The 26,224-nt window shown below is 54.7% G+C and carries 34 protein-coding genes; 27 read left to right on the top strand and 7 right to left on the bottom strand.

Going from position 1 to position 26,224, the window contains the following annotated elements:
• Positions 1-62: 62 nt before the first annotated feature.
• The 5 genes from DKB62_RS10055 to DKB62_RS10075 are packed head-to-tail and all read left to right on the top strand — an operon-like array spanning position 63 to position 1,992.
• Positions 63-521, top strand: a complete 459-nt coding sequence (locus DKB62_RS10055) for a phage holin family protein (RefSeq protein WP_232818831.1) — start codon at positions 63-65, stop codon at positions 519-521.
• Positions 518-841 carry a DUF2829 domain-containing protein gene (locus DKB62_RS10060; RefSeq protein WP_198643542.1) on the top strand — a complete coding sequence of 108 codons (324 nt, stop codon included), beginning with the start codon at positions 518-520 and terminating at the stop codon, positions 839-841. The genes DKB62_RS10055 and DKB62_RS10060 overlap by 4 nt, the downstream gene beginning before the upstream one ends.
• Positions 842-878: 37 nt before the next feature.
• On the top strand, positions 879-1,424 hold the full coding sequence (locus DKB62_RS10065; protein WP_232818832.1) for an N-acetylmuramoyl-L-alanine amidase: 546 nt from the start codon (positions 879-881) through the stop codon (positions 1,422-1,424).
• A gap of 59 nt (positions 1,425-1,483) precedes the next feature.
• On the top strand, positions 1,484-1,690 hold the full coding sequence (locus DKB62_RS10070) for a hypothetical protein (RefSeq protein ID WP_107196556.1): 207 nt from the start codon (positions 1,484-1,486) through the stop codon (positions 1,688-1,690).
• Entirely contained in the window at positions 1,687-1,992 is a 306-nt protein-coding gene (locus DKB62_RS10075) for a hypothetical protein (protein ID WP_107196557.1), read from the top strand. The genes DKB62_RS10070 and DKB62_RS10075 overlap by 4 nt, the downstream gene beginning before the upstream one ends.
• Before the next feature lie 124 nt (positions 1,993-2,116).
• Here DKB62_RS10075 and cas7c read toward each other — a convergent pair whose 3' ends face one another.
• From cas7c to rpsD, 4 genes are all read right to left on the bottom strand, one after another.
• Complete coding sequence (cas7c, locus tag DKB62_RS10080; RefSeq protein WP_107196558.1) at positions 2,117-2,968, bottom strand: type I-C CRISPR-associated protein Cas7/Csd2; 852 nt, start codon at positions 2,966-2,968, stop codon at positions 2,117-2,119.
• A complete protein-coding gene (locus DKB62_RS10085) occupies positions 2,965-3,387 on the bottom strand; it encodes a hypothetical protein (RefSeq protein WP_107196559.1) in 423 nt (140 codons plus the stop codon). Before DKB62_RS10085 ends, cas7c begins: the two co-directional genes overlap by 4 nt.
• Positions 3,388-3,445: 58 nt before the next feature.
• Positions 3,446-3,703 (bottom strand): hypothetical protein, encoded by a 258-nt coding sequence (locus tag DKB62_RS10090; RefSeq protein WP_107196560.1) that lies wholly within the window; start codon positions 3,701-3,703, stop codon positions 3,446-3,448.
• Positions 3,704-4,154: 451 nt separating this feature from the next.
• Positions 4,155-4,742 (bottom strand): 30S ribosomal protein S4, encoded by a 588-nt coding sequence (gene rpsD, locus DKB62_RS10095; RefSeq protein WP_087476848.1) that lies wholly within the window; start codon positions 4,740-4,742, stop codon positions 4,155-4,157.
• 402 nt (positions 4,743-5,144) lie between these two features.
• Here rpsD and DKB62_RS10100 point away from each other — a divergent pair, with 402 nt between their 5' ends.
• The 4 genes from DKB62_RS10100 to araA are packed head-to-tail and all read left to right on the top strand — an operon-like array spanning position 5,145 to position 10,366.
• Positions 5,145-6,536: a sugar porter family MFS transporter gene (locus DKB62_RS10100; protein ID WP_087476849.1), complete on the top strand. Its 1,392-nt coding sequence runs from the start codon at positions 5,145-5,147 to the stop codon at positions 6,534-6,536.
• A gap of 36 nt (positions 6,537-6,572) precedes the next feature.
• On the top strand, positions 6,573-8,177 hold the full coding sequence (locus tag DKB62_RS10105) for a xylulokinase (RefSeq protein WP_107196561.1): 1,605 nt from the start codon (positions 6,573-6,575) through the stop codon (positions 8,175-8,177).
• Positions 8,178-8,198: 21 nt separating this feature from the next.
• Positions 8,199-8,897: an L-ribulose-5-phosphate 4-epimerase gene (locus DKB62_RS10110; protein WP_095629212.1), complete on the top strand. Its 699-nt coding sequence runs from the start codon at positions 8,199-8,201 to the stop codon at positions 8,895-8,897.
• Positions 8,898-8,941: 44 nt separating this feature from the next.
• Positions 8,942-10,366, top strand: coding sequence for an L-arabinose isomerase (gene araA / locus DKB62_RS10115; protein WP_107196562.1), 1,425 nt, complete (start codon positions 8,942-8,944; stop codon positions 10,364-10,366).
• Positions 10,367-10,432: 66 nt separating this feature from the next.
• On the opposite strand, the gene DKB62_RS10120 is transcribed toward araA, so the two are convergent.
• Positions 10,433-11,452: a LacI family DNA-binding transcriptional regulator gene (locus tag DKB62_RS10120; RefSeq protein ID WP_087476853.1), complete on the bottom strand. Its 1,020-nt coding sequence runs from the start codon at positions 11,450-11,452 to the stop codon at positions 10,433-10,435.
• A 125-nt stretch (positions 11,453-11,577) separates the two neighbouring features.
• Between DKB62_RS10120 and DKB62_RS10125 the strand changes: the two genes are divergently transcribed.
• A complete protein-coding gene (locus DKB62_RS10125) occupies positions 11,578-12,654 on the top strand; it encodes an aldose epimerase family protein (protein WP_107196563.1) in 1,077 nt (358 codons plus the stop codon).
• 79 nt (positions 12,655-12,733) lie between these two features.
• On the opposite strand, the gene DKB62_RS10130 is transcribed toward DKB62_RS10125, so the two are convergent.
• Both DKB62_RS10130 and DKB62_RS10135 read right to left on the bottom strand, forming a co-directional pair.
• Positions 12,734-13,696 carry an exonuclease domain-containing protein gene (locus DKB62_RS10130; RefSeq protein ID WP_107196564.1) on the bottom strand — a complete coding sequence of 321 codons (963 nt, stop codon included), beginning with the start codon at positions 13,694-13,696 and terminating at the stop codon, positions 12,734-12,736.
• 2 nt (positions 13,697-13,698) lie between these two features.
• Positions 13,699-14,178, bottom strand: coding sequence for a hypothetical protein (locus DKB62_RS10135; RefSeq protein WP_232818833.1), 480 nt, complete (start codon positions 14,176-14,178; stop codon positions 13,699-13,701).
• A gap of 226 nt (positions 14,179-14,404) precedes the next feature.
• Here DKB62_RS10135 and DKB62_RS10140 point away from each other — a divergent pair, with 226 nt between their 5' ends.
• The 17 genes from DKB62_RS10140 to mnmM all read left to right on the top strand — a co-directional run bounded on the left by DKB62_RS10140 (position 14,405) and on the right by mnmM (position 26,223).
• Positions 14,405-14,893: a MogA/MoaB family molybdenum cofactor biosynthesis protein gene (locus DKB62_RS10140; protein ID WP_107196565.1), complete on the top strand. Its 489-nt coding sequence runs from the start codon at positions 14,405-14,407 to the stop codon at positions 14,891-14,893.
• Positions 14,894-14,953: 60 nt separating this feature from the next.
• The gene (gene cobU, locus DKB62_RS10145; RefSeq protein WP_107196566.1) at positions 14,954-15,532 is read left to right on the top strand and encodes a bifunctional adenosylcobinamide kinase/adenosylcobinamide-phosphate guanylyltransferase; all 579 of its coding nucleotides are present in this window, start codon (positions 14,954-14,956) and stop codon (positions 15,530-15,532) included.
• Positions 15,529-16,290 (top strand): adenosylcobinamide-GDP ribazoletransferase, encoded by a 762-nt coding sequence (cobS, locus tag DKB62_RS10150; protein WP_107196567.1) that lies wholly within the window; start codon positions 15,529-15,531, stop codon positions 16,288-16,290. The genes cobU and cobS overlap by 4 nt, the downstream gene beginning before the upstream one ends.
• A gap of 56 nt (positions 16,291-16,346) precedes the next feature.
• Entirely contained in the window at positions 16,347-17,000 is a 654-nt protein-coding gene (locus tag DKB62_RS10155; RefSeq protein WP_107196568.1) for a histidine phosphatase family protein, read from the top strand.
• Between the two features lie 16 nt (positions 17,001-17,016).
• The gene (locus DKB62_RS10160) at positions 17,017-17,733 is read left to right on the top strand and encodes a pseudouridine synthase (RefSeq protein ID WP_107196569.1); all 717 of its coding nucleotides are present in this window, start codon (positions 17,017-17,019) and stop codon (positions 17,731-17,733) included.
• 63 nt (positions 17,734-17,796) lie between these two features.
• Positions 17,797-18,867 carry a M24 family metallopeptidase gene (locus DKB62_RS10165; RefSeq protein ID WP_107196570.1) on the top strand — a complete coding sequence of 357 codons (1,071 nt, stop codon included), beginning with the start codon at positions 17,797-17,799 and terminating at the stop codon, positions 18,865-18,867.
• 12 nt (positions 18,868-18,879) lie between these two features.
• A complete protein-coding gene (gene efp / locus DKB62_RS10170; RefSeq protein WP_087476862.1) occupies positions 18,880-19,437 on the top strand; it encodes an elongation factor P in 558 nt (185 codons plus the stop codon).
• Between the two features lie 68 nt (positions 19,438-19,505).
• Positions 19,506-19,904, top strand: a complete 399-nt coding sequence (locus DKB62_RS10175) for an Asp23/Gls24 family envelope stress response protein (protein WP_095629253.1) — start codon at positions 19,506-19,508, stop codon at positions 19,902-19,904.
• On the top strand, positions 19,891-20,217 hold the full coding sequence (locus DKB62_RS10180; RefSeq protein ID WP_157949735.1) for an Asp23/Gls24 family envelope stress response protein: 327 nt from the start codon (positions 19,891-19,893) through the stop codon (positions 20,215-20,217). Before DKB62_RS10175 ends, DKB62_RS10180 begins: the two co-directional genes overlap by 14 nt.
• Position 20,218: 1 nt before the next feature.
• The gene (nusB, locus tag DKB62_RS10185; RefSeq protein ID WP_087476864.1) at positions 20,219-20,668 is read left to right on the top strand and encodes a transcription antitermination factor NusB; all 450 of its coding nucleotides are present in this window, start codon (positions 20,219-20,221) and stop codon (positions 20,666-20,668) included.
• The gene (locus DKB62_RS10190) at positions 20,668-21,615 is read left to right on the top strand and encodes a tRNA (adenosine(37)-N6)-threonylcarbamoyltransferase complex transferase subunit TsaD (RefSeq protein ID WP_107196571.1); all 948 of its coding nucleotides are present in this window, start codon (positions 20,668-20,670) and stop codon (positions 21,613-21,615) included. Before nusB ends, DKB62_RS10190 begins: the two co-directional genes overlap by 1 nt.
• Positions 21,612-22,823 carry an exodeoxyribonuclease VII large subunit gene (gene xseA, locus DKB62_RS10195; protein ID WP_107196572.1) on the top strand — a complete coding sequence of 404 codons (1,212 nt, stop codon included), beginning with the start codon at positions 21,612-21,614 and terminating at the stop codon, positions 22,821-22,823. Before DKB62_RS10190 ends, xseA begins: the two co-directional genes overlap by 4 nt.
• Positions 22,804-23,067: an exodeoxyribonuclease VII small subunit gene (gene xseB / locus DKB62_RS10200; RefSeq protein ID WP_107196573.1), complete on the top strand. Its 264-nt coding sequence runs from the start codon at positions 22,804-22,806 to the stop codon at positions 23,065-23,067. The genes xseA and xseB overlap by 20 nt, the downstream gene beginning before the upstream one ends.
• Positions 23,064-23,948, top strand: coding sequence for a polyprenyl synthetase family protein (locus DKB62_RS10205; protein ID WP_107196574.1), 885 nt, complete (start codon positions 23,064-23,066; stop codon positions 23,946-23,948). Before xseB ends, DKB62_RS10205 begins: the two co-directional genes overlap by 4 nt.
• A gap of 12 nt (positions 23,949-23,960) precedes the next feature.
• Positions 23,961-24,764 (top strand): TlyA family RNA methyltransferase, encoded by an 804-nt coding sequence (locus DKB62_RS10210; RefSeq protein ID WP_107196575.1) that lies wholly within the window; start codon positions 23,961-23,963, stop codon positions 24,762-24,764.
• Positions 24,765-24,774: 10 nt separating this feature from the next.
• Positions 24,775-25,647, top strand: a complete 873-nt coding sequence (locus DKB62_RS10215; protein WP_087476870.1) for an NAD(+)/NADH kinase — start codon at positions 24,775-24,777, stop codon at positions 25,645-25,647.
• A complete protein-coding gene (gene mnmM / locus DKB62_RS10220) occupies positions 25,648-26,223 on the top strand; it encodes a tRNA 5-(aminomethyl)-2-thiouridylate-methyltransferase MnmM (protein WP_107196576.1) in 576 nt (191 codons plus the stop codon).
• The last annotated feature ends 1 nt before the right edge of the window (position 26,224 follow it).

Genomic DNA, 26,224 nt, shown 5'->3' on the forward strand with positions numbered 1-26,224 from the left:
CAGCCGCTTCCGGAGCCCAATAGTGCTACTGAAGGGGATAGAACTGATAATAAGGTTGCGACATGATGACGGCCCTGCTCGGCTGGATGCGGAGCCTGATTCCAGTCCAGACAGAAATAGAATGGGGGGCGGTGGCGTCGGCGGCGGGAGCATTGATTACGCATTTTACGGGATGGAGCGATATTCACGAGGCACTGGTCGTCATCATGGCCATAGACTACATTACCGGCATAGCAGCGGCTTATATTAATCCCAATATGAAGCTCAACAGCAAGAAGGGATTCGCCGGATTTTGCAAAAAGATGGTCATTCTTTGCCTTGTAGCCTTGTCTCACGAGCTGGATATGGCCCTGGGTCAGTCGACATTGACGCAGCCGTTTGTCGTATGGTTCTTCATTGCAAACGAAGGCCTGTCCATACTGGAAAATGCCGGGAAGGCCGGGCTTCCTATCCCGAAAAAATTGAGAGAGACGCTTGAACAGCTCGCCAGCGAAAAGGAAGAGAAGGGAGAGCGGAAATGATGATGTATGAAGGATGCTTAGATTTCAGTGCGGCACTGGAAGTATTAAAATCTGGCGGCAAGGTTAGCCGGATAGGCTGGAATGGAAAAGGAATGTTCATTTATTATGTTCCGTCGGCCTATCATGAGCCAAAAACAGACGCAGGTAAGCACTTGGCCGGAGAAGGTGGAAAGGTGCTGTATGGCGGATTTATCGCCATGAAGACAGCTACCGGCGAAGTGGTGCCATGGCTGGCAAGTCAGACGGATTTGCTGGCCGAAGACTGGTGCGTTTATTTGTTTGGTAGCGAAGAAAAAGCAGTGAAGGGGATTGTGATGTAATATGATGCGCGAGGTAACTTTACAGGAACTAAAAAACATGGCCAGGGCAGCCTACAATGATTTGTGGACGGCAGCGCGAAACATGGGCCGCGATGTCAAACTGTATTGCCATTGGACCGGCGGAGATTACTACACCAAGTTTGCGGATTATCACGTCAATATTGACGGCGACGGCCGCGTCTGGGTCACGACGGACAACTTGGCCATGATAAAGGAAGCAACGTACATGCGGAATACTGGCAGCGTCGCTATCACGTTATGCTGCGCCTTAGATGCCGTCGACGAGTACCGTTTGGGGGCATATCCGCCGACAGAGGCCCAGCTGAACGCCATTGCGCAGGTTGTCTGCGTATTGGCCGACGCGTTGGATTTGACGATTGATTTACAGCGCGTCATGACGCACGCCGAAGCTGCCGACAACAAGGACGGTCTGTGGTGCCATGATCCGTACGGCCCGGATGCGACCGTCGAACGCTGGGACTTGCTCGTCCTGCGTGAAGGTTCGCCCCGCTGGAGCGGCGGCGATGAGCTGCGAGGGAATGCGAATTTCTACCGCGCGCAGGGCCTTTTGAAAGACGTTTAAATGAGGAGGTGATCCCTTTTATCTGCCGCAGACAATGAAAGGGGGTGAGCACCGCGATCATGAGCTTGTTAAAGTCTCTTGTGTCGTCCTTAATCAAGTCAAAACTGGACGACCGAAAGAAGGAATTGCAGGCCCGGCTGATTGCTGAAATCGGCAGCACGGAATCAGCATGGGTCAAGGCCCGGAATCAGGCCTACATCAATTTACTGGACGGCGCCAACAAATCCGTCGTCAATCGCATCGAAAAGGAGCTGGATAAATTATGAACGGGGAAGACTTGAAAGATATCATCAAAGAGGTTGTATTGGATATTCTGGGGGAATTCAAGGGCCAGATTAAAGATGTCGTTGTAAACAGCATCATCCCGGCCGTCGACGACGCCATCGCCGACTTTGCGGCCGAGCAGACCGCCGAAGCCGACGCTTCCGCGTCGACATGGGTCAAAATCAGGAATAAGCTGCTGATCAACGGCGGTATTAAATTGATCTGGTCTTTTGCAAAGAAAGTCATCGTCAAGGTGTTGGATAAGGCGGACGAAGCGGAAACCGCTGCCTTGTCGCAGCAGTAACCGGCGACACCGCTGCCATTCGGCAGCATACGATTATCCTACATAAAACAGTGCAGACAAAAAGAAGGCGCGTACCGGGGAATAGATAGTTCCCGGTACGCGCCTTCTTTTTTTTTTGCGTATTTTACAAGGTATATTTTTCGATTGTCAATTTTGGAATCTTAAAGAGTTCATGATCATCTACTTCGTAATCTTCCCAGCGGCGCGGGGAGTCAATCCCGTCCTTTTTGGCTATCTTGATAGCCTTTTTTATTAATACAGGGTTACAAACTCCTAAGCTGGATTCATGCTTAATCCAGTAGAGAAGGGGAACGCACATGCTTCCGTCCGGGCGGGCGATGGATGCGTCGGTCTGGAACATATCCAGCATGGCCGCTTTTAATTTTTCCGCGTCCTCGTCAGAAAAGCCGGTTTTTTGAGCAATGACTGGCGTAATACCGCCAAAGAACATATACGCACCATAATCTATCTTAGGAAGGGACATGCCGTAGGTTTCCGGGCCGCGGCCTTCTTCGCTCGTGATATTGCCTGACCGCGTAATCTGAATATCACGAATAGTCACAATATCCAAAGAGCGCCCCATGGACATAGTAACAGGGCCTTTAACCCCAGAAATCAAGGTGCTTTTAAAGGGGAGCATGGAAAATACCATGCCGAAGGCTCGGACATCAAAAAACTCACGACAGAGAACGGATATTGCGTCTGTTTCTTTTTTCTTGCTTAGTAATTTACGAACTTCCGGAAGGTTTGCACGTTCCTTTACATTGATACATCCGTCGTCAATACGGTCATGGGTCTGCAATAAAATTCGTTCCCCGGCAAGTTGCAGCCGATTACGGATTTTTCTCTTTATGCAAACGTCCGTAATTTCTCCGTAGCCGTCGTAATCTGTCCGGGGGCGATTACCTAACAGCGGATCGCCGTTCGGGTTGCAGTTCGTAGCGGATATGATTCCAATGAAATTGATTTTATTCATTGTTCTTCCTCCTCGGCAGTAATTTCGCTGTATTCTTTGCTGTTAATTTCGTAGTCAATACTTGTGTCGAGGCCATATAACAATTCATTTACCAGGCGGACACGCTGGACGATATTCAAAGCCTCAATTTTTTTGTATAACTCATTATCTGTAGAGCACCCAAAGTAATCCAACACATCTAAATGCAAGTCCTTGATTTTTGAAGCGGTGACTTTCGAGCCCCAAAGAATATTATATAGGACTTCTTTTTCTCCGTCGGAAAACTCCGGGAGAGGTGAGAGCGTCATCAAAATTTGATAGCTGTTGACGATCAGCCCCAGCGCGCGGCTAAAGCCGCCATTTCGACGGCTGTCGGCCTTTGTTTGCTCAGCAAGCAGTTCTAACGGCTCGTTCATATAAATTTTCTTGACTTTTCCCATATTGATTCCTCCTATAAAAATAACAAAAAAAGCGGCATTTCTGCCGCTTGAATACTTACTAATCGTCGACCAGCTGGTCGACTTCTTCCGGGGGCATTTCTTCGCTATAAACTTCGACAGCAAAGAACTTTTTCCCCTCGGCAGAAACCATATCCTCATCGACAGGGTCAGGGATTTCCTCACAACCTAAGTCATCCATAACCTTGTCAAAACCAAGAATATCCCATCGTACTGGGTGTAAACTTTCATCTACCCAGCCAAGATATACGTCGTCACCATGGCTATTTCTGCCGAAAACCTTATAAAATTTTCTCATTTTAATTCCTCCTTTACAGCCTTCCATTGCCGGTAGCCGTCTTAAGTAGTTTTTCTATATAATTATTATAACACTTTATGGGCATAAAATCAATAGTTTATGCCCATAAGATTAGTAATTTATGGGCATAAACGAAAAATAGGTAAAATAAGAGGCAATTACCCCGAGTGTTTTTCTAAGCTGCCTATGCGGCAGACACTCACAAAGATGCACGCCCCGTATATTTAAAATACGAAATTAAGTAAAGAGTAACGGCCGGGCCGAATGCTAACGGTGATGAAGCTCATACAGCAAAAAGGAAGACGTGTAGGAGTTGGGGAGCAGAGGCAAAAAACAGGCAAAAAAAGTTGAAAAAACGAGAAAAAAGCGGAAATCCCATATTTGGGAAATCCGCTTTTTTGCTGCATTTTTGTGATTTTTGAATCTGTTGAAATGCCCGGAAATCGTAGTCCTACTTGGAGTACAATTCGACGATGAGTGTTTCGTTGATTTCTACAGGAATTTCGGAGCGTTCGGGCATACGTGTCAGCGTGCCTTCGAAGCCGTCGAAGTTCTTTTCGATGTAGGGAACATCGAAGGTTTTCAATTCCTGGAAGGATTTTTTGTACATTTCGTTAGCGCGGGAAGCTTCCTTCAGCGTGATAACGGAACCTACTTTTACGTGTGCCGACGGAATGTCGCAACGTTTGCCGTTTACCAAGATGTGGCCGTGGTTGACCATCTGGCGGGCCTGACGAATGGAGTTTGCAAAACCGATACGGTATACCAGGTTATCCAAACGGCATTCCAACAATTTCAGCATGTTTTCGCCAGTAACGCCTTCCATCTTCTTGGCTTTATCATAATACCGGACAAACTGGCGTTCGAGCAAATTGTAGTATGCGCGAAGCTTCTGTTTTTCCAGTAACTGTGTGCCGTATTCAGACATCTTTTTCTGACGCTGTTCTTTCTTCACACGTTTTAATGCCTTAGGATGTCCGTACACATTGAGTCCGAACCGGCGACATTGCTTAAAACGTGCTTCTCTCCTCGTTGCCATTTTCTACATCACCTCATATAAAAATTTAATAAAATATAACAATAGAAATTCTATCACGGTTGCAGGGCTTTGTCAACGGATAGGCAGGGAAAAGTGCCGGCGTTTTGGGCGCAGAGCCTGAACAATACATTTTTTTGCCGGCGCCGCGTAAAGAATGCGTAAACTGCAAGTCGTGAAAGACGGCGTAAAATAGGGGGATTCCTCCTACTGGTTATGGTTAACAATGCGCTGTCCTGTGCGATTGGCGCCGTCTTATGAGAAAATGTGCTCGTGAACACTATTGACAAAAGGTTTACAAAGGGATAGGATATACATAACAAAACTGTGTTCGAACACAATTTATAAAAAGTAAGAAAAAAACATATTTTAATTGTACGTATTGCTGAGTGGAGGAATGAAGAAATGAACACGAGCACAGCGGAAAAAGATAATAAAAAGATATCCAGCTCTTTTATTTACTTTTTCGGCTCTTTTGGCGGTATTTTGTTTGGGTACGACATCGGCGTTATGACCGGGGCGCTGCCCTTCCTGCAGGACGACTGGGGGCTGCACGGCAATGCCAGCATCATCGGCTGGATTACGTCGGCCGTCATGTTCGGCGCTATTTTCGGCGGCGCGCTGGCAGGTCAGCTGTCCGATAAATTGGGCCGCCGCAAGATGATTTTGATTTCTGCGCTGATTTTCGTCGTCGGCTCTGTCTTGTCGGGGATTGCTCCGGACAACGGCCAATATTACCTGATCGGCGTTCGTATTTTACTTGGCTTGGCCGTTGGCGCCGCGTCGGCTCTCGTGCCGGCTTATATGTCGGAAATGGCTCCGGCTCATCTGCGGGGCCGCTTGTCCGGCATCAACCAGACGATGATCGTATCGGGCATGCTGCTATCGTACATCGTCGACTATTTGCTGAAGGATTTGCCTGAAATGTACGCTTGGCGCTTAATGCTCGGCTTAGCTGCCGTTCCGGCTATTATCCTGTTCTTCGGCGTCCTTCGCCTTCCCGAATCGCCGCGTTTTCTCGTCCGTCATAACTTATTGGATGCAGCCCGCCGTACGCTGAGCTATATCCGTCCCAGCGACGAAGTAGAACCGGAATTGAAACAAATTCAGGAAACCGTCGCCGCCGAAGCCCATGCTGCGCAAAACAGCTCCTGGGGAATGTTGTTCAGCGGCAAATACCAGTACTTGGTCGTCGCCGGTATCGGCGTCGCCGCATTCCAGCAATTCCAGGGGGCCAACGCGATTTTCTATTACATTCCCCTGATCGTCGAAACGGCGACAGGACATGCCGCCAGCTCGCAGCTCATGTGGCCGATTATTCAGGGCGTTCTTCTCGTTTTGGGCTCCCTCGTCTTCCTGGTCATTGCCGATAAGTTCAACCGCCGCACGCTGCTGAAAGTCGGCGGCACGATTATGGGCCTGTCCTTTATCCTGCCGGCTATCATCAACAGCATCATGCCGGACACGAACCCGATGATGATCGTATTCTTCCTGTGCATTTACGTTGCCTTTTATTCCTTCACATGGGCCCCGCTGACCTGGGTTATCGTCGGTGAAATCTTCCCGCTGGCCATCCGCGGCCGGGCGTCCGGCATGGCTTCGTCCTTCAACTGGATCGGCTCCTTCCTGGTCGGCTTGTTGTTCCCCATCATGACGGCTTCGATGCCGCAGGAAATCGTCTTCGCTATCTTCGGCGTCATCTGCATGCTCGGCGTATGCTTCGTGACGAAATGCGTCCCCGAAACGCGCGGCCACACGCTGGAAGAAATCGAAGCGCAGGGAACGAAGAGAAGATAATTAATGTATTCCGTTACGGGAGAAAGGACTTGTCTCATGGATTTATTAAAGGTTGCAGCGAACATTAAAACCGGCGAAACGGCCTTAGGGATTGAACTCGGCTCGACCCGCATTAAAGCGGTTCTCGTCAATTACGACTGCCAGACCATTGCTTCGGGCAGCTACGGCTGGGAAAACGCCCTGCGCGACGGCGTGTGGACCTATTCGCTGGATGAAGTATGGAAGGGGATTCAGGCCTGCTATGCCCAGCTGGCGGCCGACGTGCAGAGCCGCTACCACGTGCCGCTGACGCGCATCGGCTCTATCGGCGTCAGCGCCATGATGCACGGCTACCTGGCCTTCGATGCCCAGGGGGAACTGCTCGTTCCCTTCCGCACGTGGAGAAATAATATTACCGGCCAGGCCGCTAAGGCGCTGACGGAAACCTTCCATTTCAATATTCCCCAGCGCTGGAGCATCGCTCATTTGTATCAGGCTATCCTGAACGGCGAAGACCATGTGCCGCAGATTGCCTTCCTGACGACCTTGGCCGGATACGTCCACTGGAAGCTGTGCGGCGAAAAAGTCCTGGGCATCGGCGACGCGTCGGGAATGTTCCCAGTTGATGAAAGGACTGGCACGTACGACGCGAAGATGCTGTCCCTGTTCGACGAATTGGAAGCGGTAAGGCCCTATTCGTGGAAGCTAGCCGACCTCCTGCCGAGAGTGCTGCGGGCCGGGGAAGGTGCCGGTACTTTGACGGAAGAAGGGGCGCGCCTCCTCGATCCGGCAGGCCGTCTGGAACAGGGCAGCCATATGGCTCCGCCTGAAGGCGACGCCGGTACGGGCATGGTCAGCACGAACAGCGTCCGCAAACGGACCGGCAACATTTCCGTCGGCACGTCGGCCTTTTCCATGAACGTATTGGACCGGCCGCTGCAGGGCGTCCATGAAGATATTGACGTCGTCACGACGCCTGACGGGGCTCCTGTCGCCATGGTACATACGAATAACTGCTCGTCGGACATCAACGCCTGGGTCGACCTGTTCGGACAGTTTGCCGCGGCGACGGGACTGGCGATCGGGCCGGACAAGCTGTATGAAACGCTGTTCAACCTGGCCGGCACGGCCGACAAGGATGCGGGAGGACTGGTCAACTACAGCTATTTGTCGGGCGAAAACGTAACGCGCATCGACAATGGCCGGCCACTGTTCGTCCGTACGCCGCACAGCCGCTTTACCTTGCCGAACTTCATGCTGGCCCAGCTGTACGCAGCCTTTGCGCCGCTGAAAATAGGCATGGATATCCTGGTTCAGGAAGAAGGCATTGAAACGGACGTCATGATTGCCCAGGGCGGCCTGTTCAAGACGCCGGTCATCGGCCAGCAGGTATTGGCCGACGCCCTCAACATGCCGATTACCATTATGGATACGGCTGGCGAAGGCGGCCCGTGGGGCATGGCCGTACTGGCCGTATACATGGAAGTCCGTCAGGACGGCGAAACCTTGGCCGACTTCCTCGATGAACGGGTATTCCGCCATCCGAAGAGCGTCACCTTGACGCCGAACGCCGAAGGCGTAGAAGGCTGCAACGCCTTTATTGAAAACTATAAGCGGGCCCTGGCTGTCGAAGCCGAAGCGGGCCGCACGTTGGCAGAGTAATCCTGCCGGGAGGGATATAGTATGTTAGAAGAATTGAAGCAGCAGGTCTATGAAGCGAATATGCGCCTGCCGAAATTGGAGCTCGTCACCTTTACGTGGGGCAACGTGTCGGGAATCGACCGGGAACAGGGCCTGTTCGTCATCAAGCCGTCGGGCGTAGAATATGAAAAATTATCGCCTGCCGATATGGTCGTCGTAGATTTGGACGGCAAGGTCGTCGAAGGGGACTTAAACCCGTCGAGCGATACGATGACGCACGCCGTATTGTACAAGGCCTTTCCCAATATCGGCGGCATCGTCCACGCCCATTCTCCCTGGGCCGTATCCTTCGCCCAGGCCGGCGTAGACCTCGAAGCTATGGGCACGACTCATGCCGATACGTTTTACGGCGACGTGCCCGTGACCGACGCGCTGACAAAGGAAGAAATCGAAAGCGCCTATGAAGAAAATACGGGCAAGGTCATCGTCCGCACCTTTGCCGAACGGGGCATCGACCCCGACGCCGTTCCGGCCGTACTGGTAAAACAGCATGGGCCCTTTACGTGGGGACCGACGGCGGCGAAGGCCGTAGAGACGGCTAAGATTCTGGAAGTCGTCGCCGAAATGAACTACCACGCGCTCCAGCTCACGCGCGCCGACATTCGCGTGCCCCAGTACCTGCTGGATAAGCATTACTACCGCAAGCACGGGGCCAACGCCTATTACGGGCAGAAAAAATAAGATCATTTAGCATTAGTATTCACATATATAAGGAGGAACCTTCCATGTTACAAGTAAAAGATTATGAATTTTGGTTTGTCGCCGGCAGCCAGTATCTGTACGGCGAAGAACAGCTCCGCAACGTAGACCGCGATACGGAAGATATGGTCAACAAGCTCAACGCCAGCGGCAAGCTGCCCTACAAGGTCGTATACAAAGGCGTCATGACGACGGCCGACGGCATTACGCAGTTCATGAAGGACGTAAACTACAACGACAACGTAGCCGGCGTCATTACCTGGATGCATACGTTCTCGCCGGCGAAAAATTGGATTCGCGGCACCATGCTCCTACAGAAACCGCTTCTCCACCTGGCAACGCAGTATTTGAACAACATCCCCTACGATACGATCGACTTCGATTACATGAACCTCAACCAGAGCGCGCACGGCGACCGCGAATACGGCTACATCAACGCCCGCCTGAATCTGAAGAACAAAGTCGTATACGGCTACTGGGAAGACGAAGACGTACAGGATGAAATCGCCAAATGGCAGGACGTCGCCGTTGCCTACAACGAAAGCTTCAACATCAAGGTATGCCGCTTTGGCGATACGATGCGCGACGTAGCCGTCACGGAAGGCGACAAGGTAGAAGCGCAGATTCGCCTGGGCTGGACCGTCGACTACTGGCCTGTCGGCGACCTCGTGCCGGTTATTAACAGCGTTAGCGACGAAGACGTACAGGCCGTATACGACCAGCTGAAAGAAGAATATACGATGGTCGTAGGCGACAACACGCCGGAAAAATTTGAACACAACGTCCGCGTGCAAATCAAGGAATATCTGGGCATCAAGCGCTTCCTGGATAAAGGCGGCTATACGGCGTTCTGCACGAACTTCCAGGATCTCTGCGGCATGGAACAGCTCCCGGGCCTGGCTGCGCAGCTGCTCATGAAGGAAGGCTACGGCTTCGCCGCTGAAGGCGACTGGAAGACGGCCGCCCTGACGCGCCTGCTGAAGATCATGGCGCACAACGACCGCACCGTATTCATGGAAGACTATACGCTGGACCTGCGCAAAGGCCACGAAGCAATTTTGGGTGCGCACATGCTGGAAGTCGACCCGACCATTGCCAGCGACAAGCCGCGCATCGAAGTGCATCCCCTGGATATCGGCGATAAAGAAGACCCGGCCCGCCTCGTCTTCACCGGTTCGGAAGGCGATGCCGTCAACTTGACGGTAGCCGATTTCCGCGGCGGCTTCCGCCTTATCAGCTACCCCGTAACGTGCCGCAAGCCCGAAGCGGAAACGCCCCACCTTCCTGTGGCAAAACAGCTCTGGACGCCGAAGGTCGGCTTGAAGAAAGGCGCTACGGCTTGGATTCACGCCGGCGGCGGCCACCATACCGTATTGAGCTTCCGCCTGACGGAAGAACAAATCCACGACCTGGCCGTCATGTTCGACCTGGACTTAGTAGAAATCTGCTAATCGTCAGCTTATAGTGTTACATCAATAAAAAAGAGAGGCTCGCGAAAGCCTCTCTTTTTTATAAGATTACATGTTTTCTGCAATGCGTATTTCGTTGTTCATGATATACCTTTCCCGGTCGGGAACGATGCCGTTGACCAGGTAATCGAAGACGAGCTGCATCGCCTTTTGGCCCTGCTGGTGGGGGTGCTGGTAGATGGCGGCCTTGATGTCGCCGGCCTTCATCATTTCCCGCGTCGTCGGGATGGTGTCGAAGACGAGGATGAGCAGGTCGTCCTTGCGGGGGCTGGCCAGGGCTGCCCGGCAGGTGCCGTAGGAGCCGCCGGAGGACAAGATGAGGAGGACATTGATGTCCGGATGCTGGTGCAGCAGGTTTTTCGTCGCGTCGTACGATGAAATATCGTCGTCGTTGTCTTCGATGAGGGCCGTAATTTCATACTGGGGATCGCCGCCCAGTATTTCCTTGAGGCCCTGCAGGCGGTGGCGGTGGCCTAAGATCTTCAGCGAGCCCAGGACGACGCCGATGTGGCAGGGGCCGGGGGAAAACATCTTCAGCAGCGCGCCGATGGTGCGGCCGCCGTTTACGTAGTCGCTGCCTACATAGTAGTGGGTGCTGGCCTGCTCGATGTCGTTATTGATCGTGACGACGAAGATGCCGGCGGCGATGAGCTCGTTCAGCTTGGCCGCTATTTTCGGATCGTTGATGGGATTGATGATGAGGGCGTTGATCTGCCCCTTGATCTGATCGAGGATATGGCACTGTTCTTCTACGTCGTAACCCCGTACGGTGTGCCAGACCGTGCGCATGCCGTAGGACTCGTATTTTCGGGCCGCCTTTTCCAGGGCGTCGATGATGTCGTCAAAGAAGCGGATGCTCTTGGAGGGCAGGACGACGGCGACGACGGGATTGCTCTTCTGCGCCGCCAGGGCCTTGCCGGCAGGGTTGGGCCTGTAGTGGAGCTTCTTGGCCATTTCTAGGATTAATTCGCGCTTTTCCGGCTTGACGTTGCCGCGGTTGTTTAAGACGCGGTCTACGGTGCCGCGGGATACGCCGCAGAGATCGGCGATTTGTTTTATCGTTACCATATATTTCCCTCCTGGGAATTACGAATGATGTAAATATATAATGTACACTAATTTTGTTTTCCCTATTTTAACACAAGGTGTGCGCGTGAACAAGTGCGCAAAAAGTCAAAAGAGGAGTGAATGACATGAGTGTTATTTCTAAAAAAGATTTCGGCTGCCTGGCCGATGGCCGGCCCGTCTTTCTCTATACCTTGACCAACGCCAACGGCACAGCCCTGTCCATCTGCACGTACGGCGGCCATGTCCAGGCTCTGCGGACGAAGGACGCCGACGGGGCTGAGGTCGATGTCGTCCTGGGCTATGACGACGTCGAAACCTATGTGAACGAAGACAAATATATCGGAGCTCTCATCGGCCGCTGCGGCAACCGCATCGCCCGGGGCCGTCTGCACATCGGCGGCAAAGACTATCAGCTGGAGTGCAATAACGGCCGCAATCACCTGCACGGCGGCACCCTGACCGGCTTCAATAAAAAGCTCTGGCAAGCCGAAGAAACGGCAGAAGGGCTGAAACTGACCTATACGAGTCCCGACGGAGAAGGGAATTATCCCGGCGCCCTTCAGGTCGCTGTCTGGTATGATTTGACGGACGACGACGCTGTTACCATCCGCTACGAAGCTGTCAGCGACGCCGATACGGTATGCAACCTGACGAACCATACCTATTTCAACCTGAACGGCTGCGGCAGCGGTTCCGTCCTCGACCAGGAAATCCAGCTGTTCAGCGATTTCTTCACGGAAAGCGATGCCGAATCCCTGCCGAACGGCAACATCGTCGCCGTCGCGGGCACGCCGATGGATTTGCGGGAGCTGACGCCCATTGGCCGCCATATCGACGACGACTACGTCCAGCTCCGCCAGGCCCACGGCTACGACCATAACTGGATTGTCCGCCGCGATGAATCCCAGGCCGTGCCTACGCCCTATGGCACGGTATATCCCATGGCCCATGCCGTAGGCAATCGGACAGGCATTACGCTGACGGCCTATACGAGCCAGCCTGGCGTGCAGTTTTATACGGGCAATTACCTCGACGGCACGCCCTTGGGGAAGGGCGGCGCAGTCTTTGACCGCCGCAGCGGCTTCTGCCTGGAAGCGCAGTATTATCCCAATGCGCTGGAGCATCCGGAATTTCCCCAGCCCATTTTGAGAAAAGGCGATGTGTGGAAGGCCCTGACGATATACAAATTGGGACGAAAATAAAGACATACAAAAAAGATGAGACTGCGCTGCAGGCAGTCTCATCTTTTTTATATGTCAGTATATACGTGTGCGTTGGTTGTCAGGGCAGCGATTCGGAGAAGTCGAGGCCGGCGTCTGTCGCGTAATACGTCCCTTCCTTGTCTCCGTGCTCGATGTATTTTTTATCCAGCAAGGTCTGAATGACGTCCATGTCGGCCGGGTTCGGGGCGAAGATTTCTTCGGCCGTGCATTCTTCCCGTTCGACGGCGGCGACGACGGCGGCGAGCCGTTCGTCCTGCGTCGGCATGCCGTAGGCGAAATGGATGTTCGGCAAATACAGGGGATAGTCCTGCTTGGCCTTGATAAGGAACTGGCCGGCGGCCATGGCGGCGCTGAGGGCGTTTTGTTCGTCCATTTCAATGTTCATTTCCTCGCTGATCGCTGTCAGCTTATTAGACGGGAAATGGTATAATGTCTTGGCTACTTCCATCGTGTCGATAAAGCGCAGGCACGGCGCGTCGATGCCGTATATTTTCAGCGCGTGAGCGATGCAGCCCATGACGAAGGACGCGTTGTGGGCGACGAGGGTGCGGCCGACGAAGTAGTCTTTCATGCCGGCTTCCCAGTATTCGCCGAATTCGTCGGCTTTGCGGAGAACATCCCAAGTCAGTTCAGGATATTTTTTATTGGTAATGTCGTTTTCCGGCGGGCGGACGTAAAAATAGTGGGTGTTTTTCAGCTGGCCCTTTTCAAACTCGGCGAAGCCGATGAGGCAGACTGAGTAGGGCTGCTCGTTGGCCAGGACCAAGGACAGGGCCGTAAACTGCTGGGGATAGCGGCGAAGGGCGTCGGAGGCGTCGATGGGATAGGCGTAGTAGCCCTTCTGCGGCTGGACGTCGTATTGGTGCAGGTTTTCTACCTGTACGTGCTGTTTTGTTTCCAGGTCCTTTTGCCGGGCCGCTTTTTTTCGCTTTTTGCGAAACGACGAAAGCAGGGAGTAGAGGACGGCGGCGATGAAGAGAATCGTGAGCAAGGTGCCGCCGGTGTGAAGCAGTGAATCCATGGCTATTCATTCCTTTTCGTTGAAGATGGGGGCTGTTTAGTAAAGGTGTGATAAAATGTCATGCTGTAGCAGGTAAAGAAGGCGTTGTCGGCAGCCTTGCCGTTTACGGAATAGCGGTCGCAGGCGTTTACGGCCGGGTCGGGCAGTATGATCTGCTTGGTCGGCAGGCCTTTGTCATCGTACAGCAGCGTCGACAGCGTTTGCGCTTTGACGGTCTGAGCTTTAAAGTTGTAGAAAAACTTGTTTTCATATCCTGAAGCGACGTTCGTCGTATAATCGTACGTCACGACGGTGGCCTTGATGATATAATACGGCGGGTCATAGCGGATAGACTGGATGGAGTTCATGTCGACGTAGGATTCCGTCGTGTCGTCATGGCCTACCTGGATATAGCGGGGATTGTCGTCGAAAAACATGGCCGCCGCCAGGGCTGTGCCGGCCATGAGAAAGACGGCCAATAACGCGGTTATTTTCTTTAGCAAACGAAACGCTCCTTTCCATAACAAGGTACCCTTTTATTATACGAAAAAGGAAAAAATTTACAACAGGCGGAGCGGCAGAATAGGCAGGAAGACGTAAATTTTTTAAAAATCCCCGGTAGGAATTTGTCTTCTGAAGGTCGAATTAATACTATAGTAAGAGCATGTCGATTTGTTTTCGTTCGTGATAAGGTCTGATTGGCATGTATAACTGTAAGGAGGGATTACGTTGGGAAAGAAACTTGAAGAACGTCCTTTGCGTGCGGCTATTTTGACTATCAGCAATAGCCGGACTTTTTCGGATGATACAAACGGCCTGATGATTCAGTCGGCTCTGACAAACCGGGGGCATCAGGTCGTCGATTACGCTATCGTAAAAGATAATAAAGAGGATATTACCCGTCATATCCACGAATGGGTGTGCAGCGTCGACGTCGTCATTACGAGCGGCGGCACGGGCATTGCCAAGCGGGACGTGACGCTGGAGGCGATAGAGCCTCTCTTTGAAAAGAAAATTCCCGGATTTTCCGAAATGCTTACGTATTTCGCCTATCGCCGCGTCTGCGGCGTGCAGGCCATGGCCTACCGCTCGACGGCCGGCCTGGTTCATCAGTGCATGGTATTTTGCCTGCCCGGCCTGCCCAGCTTGATTAAAGTAGGCATGGAAAAGATCATCCTGCCGGAACTGTTCCACTTATATACGGAAATTAAAAAGTAAGAGCCTTAGTATGGAAGGGCGTGTCTGCGGCACGCCCGATTTTTATGAGGGGAGGCAGCTATGAAATCGAAGCTGATTGTCGTGACAGGCGGCGCGCGCAGCGGCAAGAGCCTGTTTGCCGAAGAATATCTGGCGTCCTGCTCCGGCCGCAAGGCCTATGTCGCGACGGCCCAGATATTAGATGAAGAAATGAAGGAGCGAGTTGCCGAGCACCGCCGCCGTCGTCCGGAAGACTGGCAGACGCTGGAGATATCCTCCGGCCTGAGTGCGGCGTTTCCTGCCGTATTGGAGCAGGCCGACGCCGTCCTCGTCGACTGCCTGACGCTGTATCTTTCTAATTATCTGTTTGCTCATGAAACGGCCGGGGACGAAGAGATACTGCAGGGGGCGCTGCAGGAGATGGAGAATATCGTCGGGGCCGTCCGGCAGACGGAGGATAAGACGGTGATTTTCGTGACCAACGAGCTGGGATGCGGCATCGTGCCGATGAGCCACATAAGCCGCCTGTACCGGGACGTCGTCGGCAAGGTCAACCAATATGCCGCCGGGCAGGCCGACGAGGTGTACTGGACCGTCTGCGGCATTCCCGTAGAGATCACGCGGCTGAGAGCGTCCATTCCGCCGGGAGGCTGCCGATGAAATCTTTTTTTATTGCCCTGCAGTTTTTATCGCGCATCCACGTCGTGACCCAGACTGTCTGGACGGAGGCGGACTTTGGCCGTTCGGTCATATTTTTCCCCCTCGTAGGGACCGTTATCGGTGCAGTCCTTTGCTTGGCCTATGCCGGCATATCCCTGTGGTTTTCCCAGCCCTATACGGCTGTTCTCCTGGTACTGTGCTGGCTGTTTGTCACGGGAGGCCTTCATGCCGACGGCCTCATGGATACGGCTGACGGGCTGTTTTCCGGGCGGAGCCGCGAGCGCATGCTGGAAATACTCAAGGACAGCTGTGTCGGCTCGAACGGCGTCGTCGTCTTTGTTTCCTGCATGGCCCTGAAGGTCTGCTTTCTGGCGAATCTGCCGCAGCCGTCGGTCTGCGCCGCGCTGCTGGCCGTGCCGACGGCGGCCCGTTTCGGCGTGCTCATCGGGATCTTTCAATTTCCCTATGTCCGCCAGCAGGGATTGGGACAGGCCTTCGTCCAATATGCGCCCCGCCGCGCCCTGGTTAAAGCCTTCCTGTGTGCCTTGCTGCCGCTGGCAGTCGCCGGCTGGGGCTATTTCCTGCTGTTAGGCGCGGCGATGCTGATTTCGCTGGGATTGAATACGTATATCGCCCGGCGGCTGGGCGGCGTGACGGGCGATACGTACGGCGCCGTCATCGAATTAAGCGAAATGCTGCTGCTGGGTCTGGCCTTTCTTGCATCCGGAGCTGTTCAGACGGCGTGTATTTGGATATAATGGAAAGGGACGGCCTCAGGCTGTCGCCAAGGACATGAAACGGTAGGAGGAACATCATGATAAAGTTATATGTAGTGCGCCACGGCGAAACGGACGGCAATGTGCAGCAGTGGTATCAGGGTTCTACGGACGTGCCGCTCAACGCCCGCGGCATCGAGCAGGCGCAGTGCCTGAGCCGTTTTTTGAAGGACGTCCCCTTCAGCGGCATATACAGCAGCACGCTGCAGCGGGCCCGCCGAACGGCGGAAATCGTCGCCGAACCTCACGGCCTGCCTGTGTATTCCTACGACGAACTGAAGGAAATTGATTTCGGCGTATGGGAAGGCCATACGTACAAGGAAATTATCCAGATGTGGCCCGGCGAAATCGAGGCCTTTTACGACTCCAACGGCACGCTGCGGGCGCGGGGCGGCGAATCGTTCTGTGAAGTAGAGCGGCGGATTACGGCTAAGACGAAGGAACTGCTGAGCCGCCATAAGGACGGCGACACGGTGCTCATCGCGTCGCACGGCGCGTCTATCCGCTGCCTGATCTTCGGCCTGCTGGGCTTGGAAATGAGCCGCATCTGGTGTTTCCAGCAGTACAATACGGCCTTTAATATCATTGAATACCACGGCGACAAGAACGTCATGACTCTCATGAACTGCACGCAGCATCTGGAAGGCATGGCGGGCTATCAGGCCCAGTGGGCCAGCATGCCCAGCTTGTGAGCGGAAAGGATGGCATATGGCAAAATCAATGCGTCTTGACAAGCTCCTGGGCCACTGCGGCTGGGGAACGCGCCGCCAGCTGAAAGAGCTGTGCAAGGGCGGGCACGTCTTCGTCAACGGCCAGTGCTGCCGCGACAGTGCGGCGAAGGTCGATCCCGAAGGAGACCAGATTTCCGTAGACGGAACACCCGTCGTATACGAAGCGTTCTATTATCTGATGATGAACAAGCCTGCCGGTGTCTTGTCGGCTACGGAGGACCGCTGCAGCCGCACGGTTCTCGATTTGCTGCCTCAGCAATACCAGGGGGCCGGATTATTTCCCGTCGGACGTCTGGACAAGGATACGACGGGGCTGCTGCTGCTGACGAACGACGGCGTGTGGGCTCACTGCATTACGGCGCCGAAAAAGCATATCGATAAGATATATATCGCCGAAGTCGACGGCTCTATTCCCGACGATATAGACGATGTCTTTCAAGGCGGTATCGTGCTGGCCGACGGGCTGCAGTGCCTGCCGGCGCGGGCGAGAAAAATAGAGGAGCAGACCGTCGAGGTGACGGTTCAGGAAGGGAAATTCCATCAGGTAAAGCGCATGTGCGCCGCCGTCGGCCTCAGCGTCCGCGCGCTGTGCCGCCATACTATCGGCGGGCTGCGCCTCGACGAAACGCTGCGCCCCGGCGAATTTCGTCCCCTGAAGGAAGAGGAAAGAGAATTCCCCTTTATGAATAAATAACCTGTTCAAATGGCCTGTAATATGGTATCATAAAATGTAATCCAAATACGGTGGGGGATGATTGTGATGGAAGAACGGATTTCTCGCCTGCGGCAGTTTCTGCATGAACATACTGCCGACGGTATAATCATATTGCAGCCGGAAAACCTTCGGTACTTCAGCGGCTTTACGGGCGGCGAAGGCGCGCTGGTCGTCAGCTTGTCCGACGCCGTGCTGTGGACCGACTCCCGATACACGGAGCAGGCGGCGCTGCAGTCCGGCCAATGGTATGCCGTGAAAAATCACGAGGGAAAGCTGGCCGGTTCCATCTGCGATTCCCTGAACGGTATGGGCGTACAAGCCGTTCTGTATGAACGGGACTTCTTGACCCATTCGCTTTACGAAGCCATTTCATCGGGCTTGGAAGAATGCTGTTTCTCGGCTCAGGATTTATCACAGCTGCGGGCGGTAAAGGAGCCCTATGAGCTGACGGCGACGCGCCGGGCCAGCGAGATTGCCGATCAGGCCTTTGCCCAGCTGCTGCCCTATATCCGTCCCGGCGTGACGGAACGGGAATTGGCGGCGCGGCTGGAAAGCGCTATGCTTCTTCTCGGCTCGGAAGAACGATCCTTCGCGACCATCGTGGCTTCAGGCCGCCGGTCGGCTATGCCCCACGGCACGGCGAGCGGCAAGGTCGTTGAAGCCGGCGATTTCGTTACCTTTGACTTCGGCGCCGTATGGGAAGGCTATCATTCCGACATGACCCGCACCGTCGTCGTCGGCAAGGCATCGCCGGAGCAGAAAGAGTTTTATCAAACCGTATTGGAAGGCCAATTGTTGGGATTAGGCGCCGTCCGGGTGGGAGCGTCCTGCCGCGACATCGACGCGGCTGTCCGCCAGTATTTTTCCGAACGGGGCGCAGACCAATACTTCACCCATGCCTTGGGCCATGGGACGGGGCTGGAGATCCACGAACAGCCCGTGCTTTCGCCGCGTGCGGCCGGCACGCTGCAGGAGAATATGATAGTCACGGTTGAACCGGGACTGTACATAGAAGGCAAATACGGCGTCCGCATAGAGGATTCCGTTGCCGTTACAGCTGATGGCTGTGAAATACTAACTAAGACATCAAAAGAATTGATGGAGCTGTTATAGGAGGAGTAAATTATGATTACAAGTAATGATTTCAGACCAGGCGTAACGATTGAAATTGACGGCCAGGTATGGCAGGTCGTCGAATTCCAGCATGTAAAACCCGGTAAGGGCGCAGCCTTTGTCCGCGCTAAGATTAAAAACCTCGAAACGGGCGCCGTTATCGAACGTACATGGAACGCCGGCGAAAAAGTCCAGGACGGCCGCGTAGACCGCCGCCAGATGCAGTACCTCTATGAAAACGACGGCATGTACTGCTTCATGGACAACGAAACGTACGAACAGATCGAACTGAACAAGGACAACCTCGGCAACGCCGTAAACTTCCTGAAAGAAGACATGACGGTTACGGTTATGCAGTTTAAAGGCAAGGTAATCGGCATCGACTTGCCGGCAGCCGTCGAACTCAAGGTCGTTGAAACCGATCCGGGCGTCCGCGGCGATACGGCTACGGGCGGCAGCAAACCGGCTAAATTGGAAACAGGATATGTCGTTAAAGTGCCTCTCTTCATCAACGAAGGCGAAGTTCTCCAGATCGATACGAGAACGGGCGACTATATCGGCAGAGCATAAGCATACGGACACTGGAAAAGCGATGAGTTTCTCATCGCTTTTTGTGAATTTTATCAATGGTGGTCATCATGGAAACGACGGAAACGAATGCGTTAGGAAGCGTACATATTTCACAGCGGGCGATTTCCGTACTGGCGTCCCAAACGGCAGCTGCCGTCAGCGGCGTAGCTTCGCTGGGCGCGTCTATTGCGGAAACGGCGGCCCGGAAAATCGGGCGGACCAGCCTGGCCCAGGGCGTAGACGCGGTCATCGACGGCCGGGAGGTCGAGCTGACGGTGCGCCTTGTCGTGCAGTATGGGTATCGGATTCCCGATATTGCCCTGGCAGTGCAGAAGAAGGTCAAGGACGCTGTAGAATCCTCGGCTGGATGCAGCGTGACGGCCGTCCATGTCGTCGTTCAGGATATCGCGTTTTCCGACGGCGAGGGAGACGGGGCGGAAAGGAGCGGCAGTCATGACGGAGCATAGCGATAGTTTTGCCTATACGATCAGCGAAAGCGCGCTGGCTAAGATTGCGGCGACGGCGGCCTTGGGCACCAAAGGCGTGGCCGGAAAAAAAGGCCGCGGCATCGTCGTCAAATATCTGGACGGCATCGTCGCGGCAGACGTGCACATTCAGGCCTATTACGGCGCACAGCTGCGGACGCTGGCCCTGACGGTGCAGCAGAACGTCGCCAAGGCCCTTACGGTGATGGCTGATCCTAAACACTTAGAGGTCCACGTCACGATTGAAGACGTAGTCATGAGTCCCCATGAGGGCCAAAACCATACAGGAGGTTAGCGTGAGCAGACATAAAGCGCGCCAGCAGGCGCTGGAACTTTTGTTTTCCCGCGAATTCCACGGCGAAAACGACATACAATATAAAGAAAAAGAAATTTTTGAAGAAGACGGCGCGGCGCCTGACGATGCAGCCGATAGCGCGGCGGAACTTAGCGACGGCGGCGACGAAGGTGCCTATTGCGACTATCTCGTGCAGACGGTTACGGCTCATAAGGAAGAGCTGGACGGCGTCATTCAGTCTTTTGCCAAAGGCTGGAACGTATCCCGCATGAATCATACTGATAAAAACATCATGCGGCTGGCCTTGTGCGAGCTCGTATACCCCAAGGAGGAAACGGCTCCGTCCATCGTGCTGAACGAGGCGATCTTGCTGGCCAAAGAATACAGCGGCGAAAAAGCGGCTAAATTCATCAACGGCATTTTGGGCGCCTATGTGAGGTCCCGGTCGTAATGGACGCGTTTTTGGGCATCGACACGAGCTGCTATACGACGTCGCTGTGCGTAGTCGACTCGCATTTCGACGTCGTTGCCGACGAACGGATTATTTTGACCGTGCCCCAGGGCGGGCGCGGCTTATCCCAGTCGAACATGGTATATCAGCATATGCGGAACCTGCCCGTGCTGTTCGAACGGCTTGCGCCGCAGCTGGAGTCCTGCGTGATTCGCGCTGTCGGCGTCACGGATAAGCCGCGGCGGCGTGAAGATTCATATATGCCGGCCTTTTTAGCTGGATTGGGCTACGGCCGTTCTCTGGCTGCCGTTCTCCGCGTCCCGCTGTATACTCTCAGCCATCAGGAAAACCACTTGCTGGCGGCGCTGCGCGCGACTGGCTCCATAGGGCAGGAGGCCTTTTACGGCCTTCATCTGTCCGGCGGCACGACGGATTTGCTCAAAGCTGTTCCCGATGCAATGGGACTCGATATCGAACGGGTCGGCGGCACGAGCGACATCAGCGCCGGTCAGTTCATCGACCGCATCGGCGTCGCCCTGGGCCTGCCCTTCCCGGCTGGCGTTCATGTGGATAAAATGGCTCAGACTGCGGCAGTTCCGGCTAAGCCGTCGCACGTGTGGTGCCGGCAGGGAGAAATCAGTTTTTCCGGTCCGGAATCGCAGGGGCAGCGGCGTATTGCCGGGCGCAGCGGCACGGCTGCCGAAATATGCAGCTGGACGCTGGCTACGGTCTGGGACGGCCTGCGCCGCATGCTGGACGACAAGGAGGACATGCAGTCTCTCGTCGCCGTAGGCGGCGTCATGTCGAACGCCTATTTGCAGGGCGAATTGGCGGCTTACTGCCGCCGCCGTCATGTCAGGCTGCTGCTGGCTCCGGCCGGCTTTAGCGCGGACAACGGTTCCGGCGCGGCCTTTTGGGCTGCCTGGCAGGAAAGGAAGAGCAAATGAAGTATGCCTCAGTGACAGACGTCGTCCGGCGTATCAAGGACGATATACAAAAAGACTTTCGCCTCCAAAGCGTAGCGATGGAAGGGAATATCATCGGCCTGAAGCGGGCGTCCAACGGCCATTACTACATGAATCTCCACGACGACGCCTGCTCGATCAGGGCCATCTTATTCCGCAATCGTGCCGGGAGGATGATGGACGGCATCCGCGAAGGCGATCATGTCGTCGTCATCGGCTCGGTCAACGTATACGAAAAAGGCGGCGCGTTGTCGTTTATCATCGAGCGCCTCTTTTCGCAGGGCATAGGCTCGCTGCAGGCCGAATACGAACGGATAAAGAATGAACTGGAGCGGGACGGGTATTTCGACGCCGCCCACAAACAGGCGATTCCCCGCTTTCCCTGGACTGTAGGCGTGCTGACGTCGCGTACGGGCGCCGTGCTTCACGATATCCGCAAGATAGCCGCCGAACGCAATCCCTACGTGGATATCCGCCTGTTTCCCATTCCTGTGCAGGGCGCAGGAGCCGAAGAAAAAATTGCAGCCGCCGTGGCAAAAGCCGGAACGCGCAGGGATTTGGATGTCCTCATTCTGGCGCGCGGCGGCGGTTCCATGGAAGATCTGTGGTGCTTCAACAGTCCCGCCGTCGTCAAGGCTATTTACGGCTCGGCGGTGCCGGTCATTACGGCTATTGGCCATGAGACGGATACGACGCTGGCCGATTACGCGGCGGACATCCGGGCGGCGACGCCGACGCATGCGGCCGAACTGGCTTTTCCCGACGTAGAGGAAATCGAGCTGGACTTGGCGGCCATGAGCCGTCAGGCCTGGGACATGCTGATGGACGCGATTGAAGGGCGGCGCCGCGATACGGCCAACCTGGCCGCCCGCATGCAGCCGAGGCGGTACGGCGCCTTTTTGACGGAAAAACGAGACCGCATCCGCCAGATGGTGCAGACGGGGAGCCGCCGTCTCGACGTGATTTTAGCTGAAAAAGGCGGGCGCATGGCCGGCCTGCAGGCTGCGCTGCAGGCCCTGAACCCGGCGGCTCTCGTGCGCCGCGGATACGGGCAGCTGGAGCAGCAGGGACGCATCGTCGCGGATATCCGCCGGCTGGACAAAGAGTGTCCGCTGCGGATACAGCTGGTAGACGGCGCAATTACGACGGAAATCAAAGAGGTAGACATATATGGCAAGAACGACGGATAAACTAAAGAATTTTGAAGCGAATTATGAAAAGCTGGAAGAAGTGGTCAAGGCCCTGGATTCGCCAGACTTGACGCTTAAGGAATCGCTGGACTTATATGAAAAGGCCATCAAGCTTTCCGAAGCTTGCGAAAGCGCGCTGGAATATGCCAAACAACGGGCTCAGGCCCTGGCAGATATTCACGAACGGGCCGAAGAGGACGATGGGTCAGACAAAACCTTGGAAGAAGGGACGTTAGGCTTATGAATTTTGCAGACTATATGAAGGAACAGAAAGGCCGCATAGACAGCCGGCTGAAAACGCTGCTCCAGACGGACGTGCCGCAGTTTTCCCAGCTGTATAAGGCGATGAATTACAGCCTCCTGGCCGGCGGAAAGCGCATCCGGCCGATATTGCTTCTGGCTACGCTGGAAGCCTTGGGCAAGGATTCGGAACCGTATATAGATCTGGCCTGCGCTTTGGAATGCGTTCATTCCTATTCGCTCATCCACGACGACTTGCCGGCCATGGACGACGACGACCTGCGGCGTGGCAAGCCGACGAATCACGTCGTGTTCGGCGAAGGCACGGCGATTTTGGCCGGCGACGGCCTGCTTACCTATGCCTTCGAGCTCATGGCGGCGCAGACCCATATCGACGCGGCTAAATTGGCGCGGTGCATCGCCATCTTTGCCCATGCGGCCGGACCGGCCGGCATGGTAGGCGGCCAGGCCTTTGATCTGGCGTCGGAAGGCAATACGTCCATCGGCCGCGAAGGCTTAGAGCTTCTCCACTATTCTAAAACCGGCATCATTTTTAAAGCGGCGATTGAATTGGCAGCTGTACTGGGCGATGCCGGCGAAGCGCAGAAAAAAGCTCTGGATACATACGCCTTTTACATGGGCCTGACCTTCCAGATTACCGACGACATTCTCGATGTCGTCGGCGACGAAGCTTCGCTGGGGAAACCTGTCGGCAGCGATGCAAAAAACGACAAGGCTACGTATGTTACGATTTTTTCATTAGACGAAGCGCGGCGCATGGCGGAGGAAGCGGCGGAAAAAGCGACGGCCGCCGTAGAACCGCTGGGACCGAAGGCTTGGTTCCTGCGGGACCTCGTGTCGTATATGCTCGTCCGTACGAAGTAAGGAGAGGAAAGTATGCAGCAAAAAGAACGGCTCGACGTGCTGCTCGTCGAACGAGGGCTGGCGGAAAGCCGGGAAAAGGCAAAGGCTGCTATTATGGCAGGCCTCGTATTCGTTAAAAATCAGCGCGTCGACAAGGCGGGAACGAAGATTTCCGTCGACGCCGAAGTAGCGGTGAAGGGCAATCCCATTCCCTACGTCGGCAGAGGCGGATTGAAGCTGGAAAAAGCGATGGAAACCTTTCCTATCGACCTGACGGGCGTGACGATGATGGATATCGGCGCGTCGACAGGCGGGTTTACGGACTGCGCCCTGCAGAACGGGGCGGCTAAGGTATTCGCCGTCGACGTGGGGTACGGCCAGCTGGCCTGGAAACTGCGCACGGACGAACGGGTCGTCAATATGGAGCGGACTAATATACGCAACGTCACGGTAGAAGACATCGGCGAGCCCGTCGATTTTATTTCCATCGACGTGTCGTTTATTTCCCTGCTCAAGATCATGTCGGCCGTCGCGCCGCTGCTGGCTGACGGAGGCTCCATGGTCACACTGATCAAGCCCCAATTTGAAGCGGGGCGCGAGCATGTCGGCAAGGGCGGCATCGTCCGGGACAGCGGCGTGCACCGCGACGTCATCCGCCGCGTGACCGACGGCATTGCAGCCTGCGGCATATCGCCCCTGGCCCTGACCTTTTCACCGATCAAAGGGGCCGACGGCAATATCGAATATTTGCTGTACAGCAAAAAAGAAGGGGCCGTCCGCAATGAAATAAGCGACGATGTAATCGAAGACATCGTAACCCGTTCTCATGAAATGTAGGTGATAGCGTATGCGCATTGGCATATTTCCCAATCTGGTAAAACGAGAGAGCGCCGATATCGTCCGGCAGATCATCGCGATTTGCGAGGACCAGGGCGTCGAATACTACTTGCCGGCCTATGTCGGCGAAAGCCGGCAGGCGCTGTACCGCCATATCGGCGCGTCTCATTTGCGGCCGCAGAAAAAAATATACGAATCCATCGACGTGGCTATGGTGCTCGGCGGCGACGGCACGATTCTGAAAATGTCGAAGCAGTTTGCCGAGGCCGGCGTGCCGATCTGCGGCGTCAACCTGGGCTCCCTGGGCTTTTTGTACGAAGTGGAGACAAGTACCTTGGAGCAGCGGATTGCAGACCTCATCGCCGGCCGGTATTTCATGGAGGAGCGCATGATGCTTCAGGCTGATTTGTGCTACGAAGACGGCACATGTCAGCATCTGCCGCCGGCGCTGAACGATATTGTCATCGGCCACGGCAACGTAGGCAAGCTGATCCGCGTCGACATGAGCATTAACGGGCAGTTTATCCAGCAGTTTCCCGGCGACGGCCTCGTCGTGTCGACGGCGACGGGCAGCACGGGCTATACCTTTTCCAGCGGCGGCCCCATCGTCTCCCCCCAGGTCAAGTGCATCATGGTGACGCCCATCTGCCCGCACCTGCTGCTGAAAGTGCCGCTGGTGCTAAGCGACAGGGACGAGCTCAGCTTTACCGTCGACAACAGCCGCAACAGCGTCCGCATTTCCGTCGACGGCATGATGGACCAGGAGCTGCTGCGCTCCGCTGTGCTTCACGTCAAAAAATCCGATGACGTGCTGAACATCGTGCGGTTTAACCAAAGCTATTTTTACGGCAATTTGTTTAAAAAGATGATGGGAAATGAGTAAATGAAAGTATATCCGTTTAAAAATGTCGTAGCTATGTCCCACATGCTGCTGCAGCCCTACGTGTCGGAGGCGCAGGTCCTCGTCGATATGACCTGCGGCAACGGGCACGACACGGCTTTTTTGGCCTCTTTGATGAAGGACGACGCCGTCTTGTATGCCTTTGATATCCAGGACTGCGCTGTCGCCAGGACGAAAGAGCGGCTGGACAGCCTGGGCTTGTCCCATAAGACCGTCGTATATCGTCAGGGGTCTCACGACGACTTGGTCGGGCACATTGCCGAGCCCATTGATATCGCCGTGTTTAACCTGGGATATTTGCCTTCGGGGGACCATGGGATTCATACGAAAAGTGAAACGACGATAAAAGCTATAAAAATATGCTTGCATAAAATTGCGATAAATGGGATAATTATGATAGCGGCCTATCCCGGCACCGAGGCCGGGGCTCAGGAGGAAAAGGCTCTTCGCCGTTTTCTCCAATCCGTGCCGCAGCGGGAATTTGACGTGTCCCTGTGGCAGCCAATCAACCAAATACATTGTCCGCCTGTTTTATATATTGTACAGAAAAGAGGGTAAG

This window comes from Megasphaera stantonii (genome assembly GCF_003367905.1).
Classification (GTDB): Bacteria; Bacillota; Negativicutes; order Veillonellales; family Megasphaeraceae; genus Megasphaera; species Megasphaera stantonii.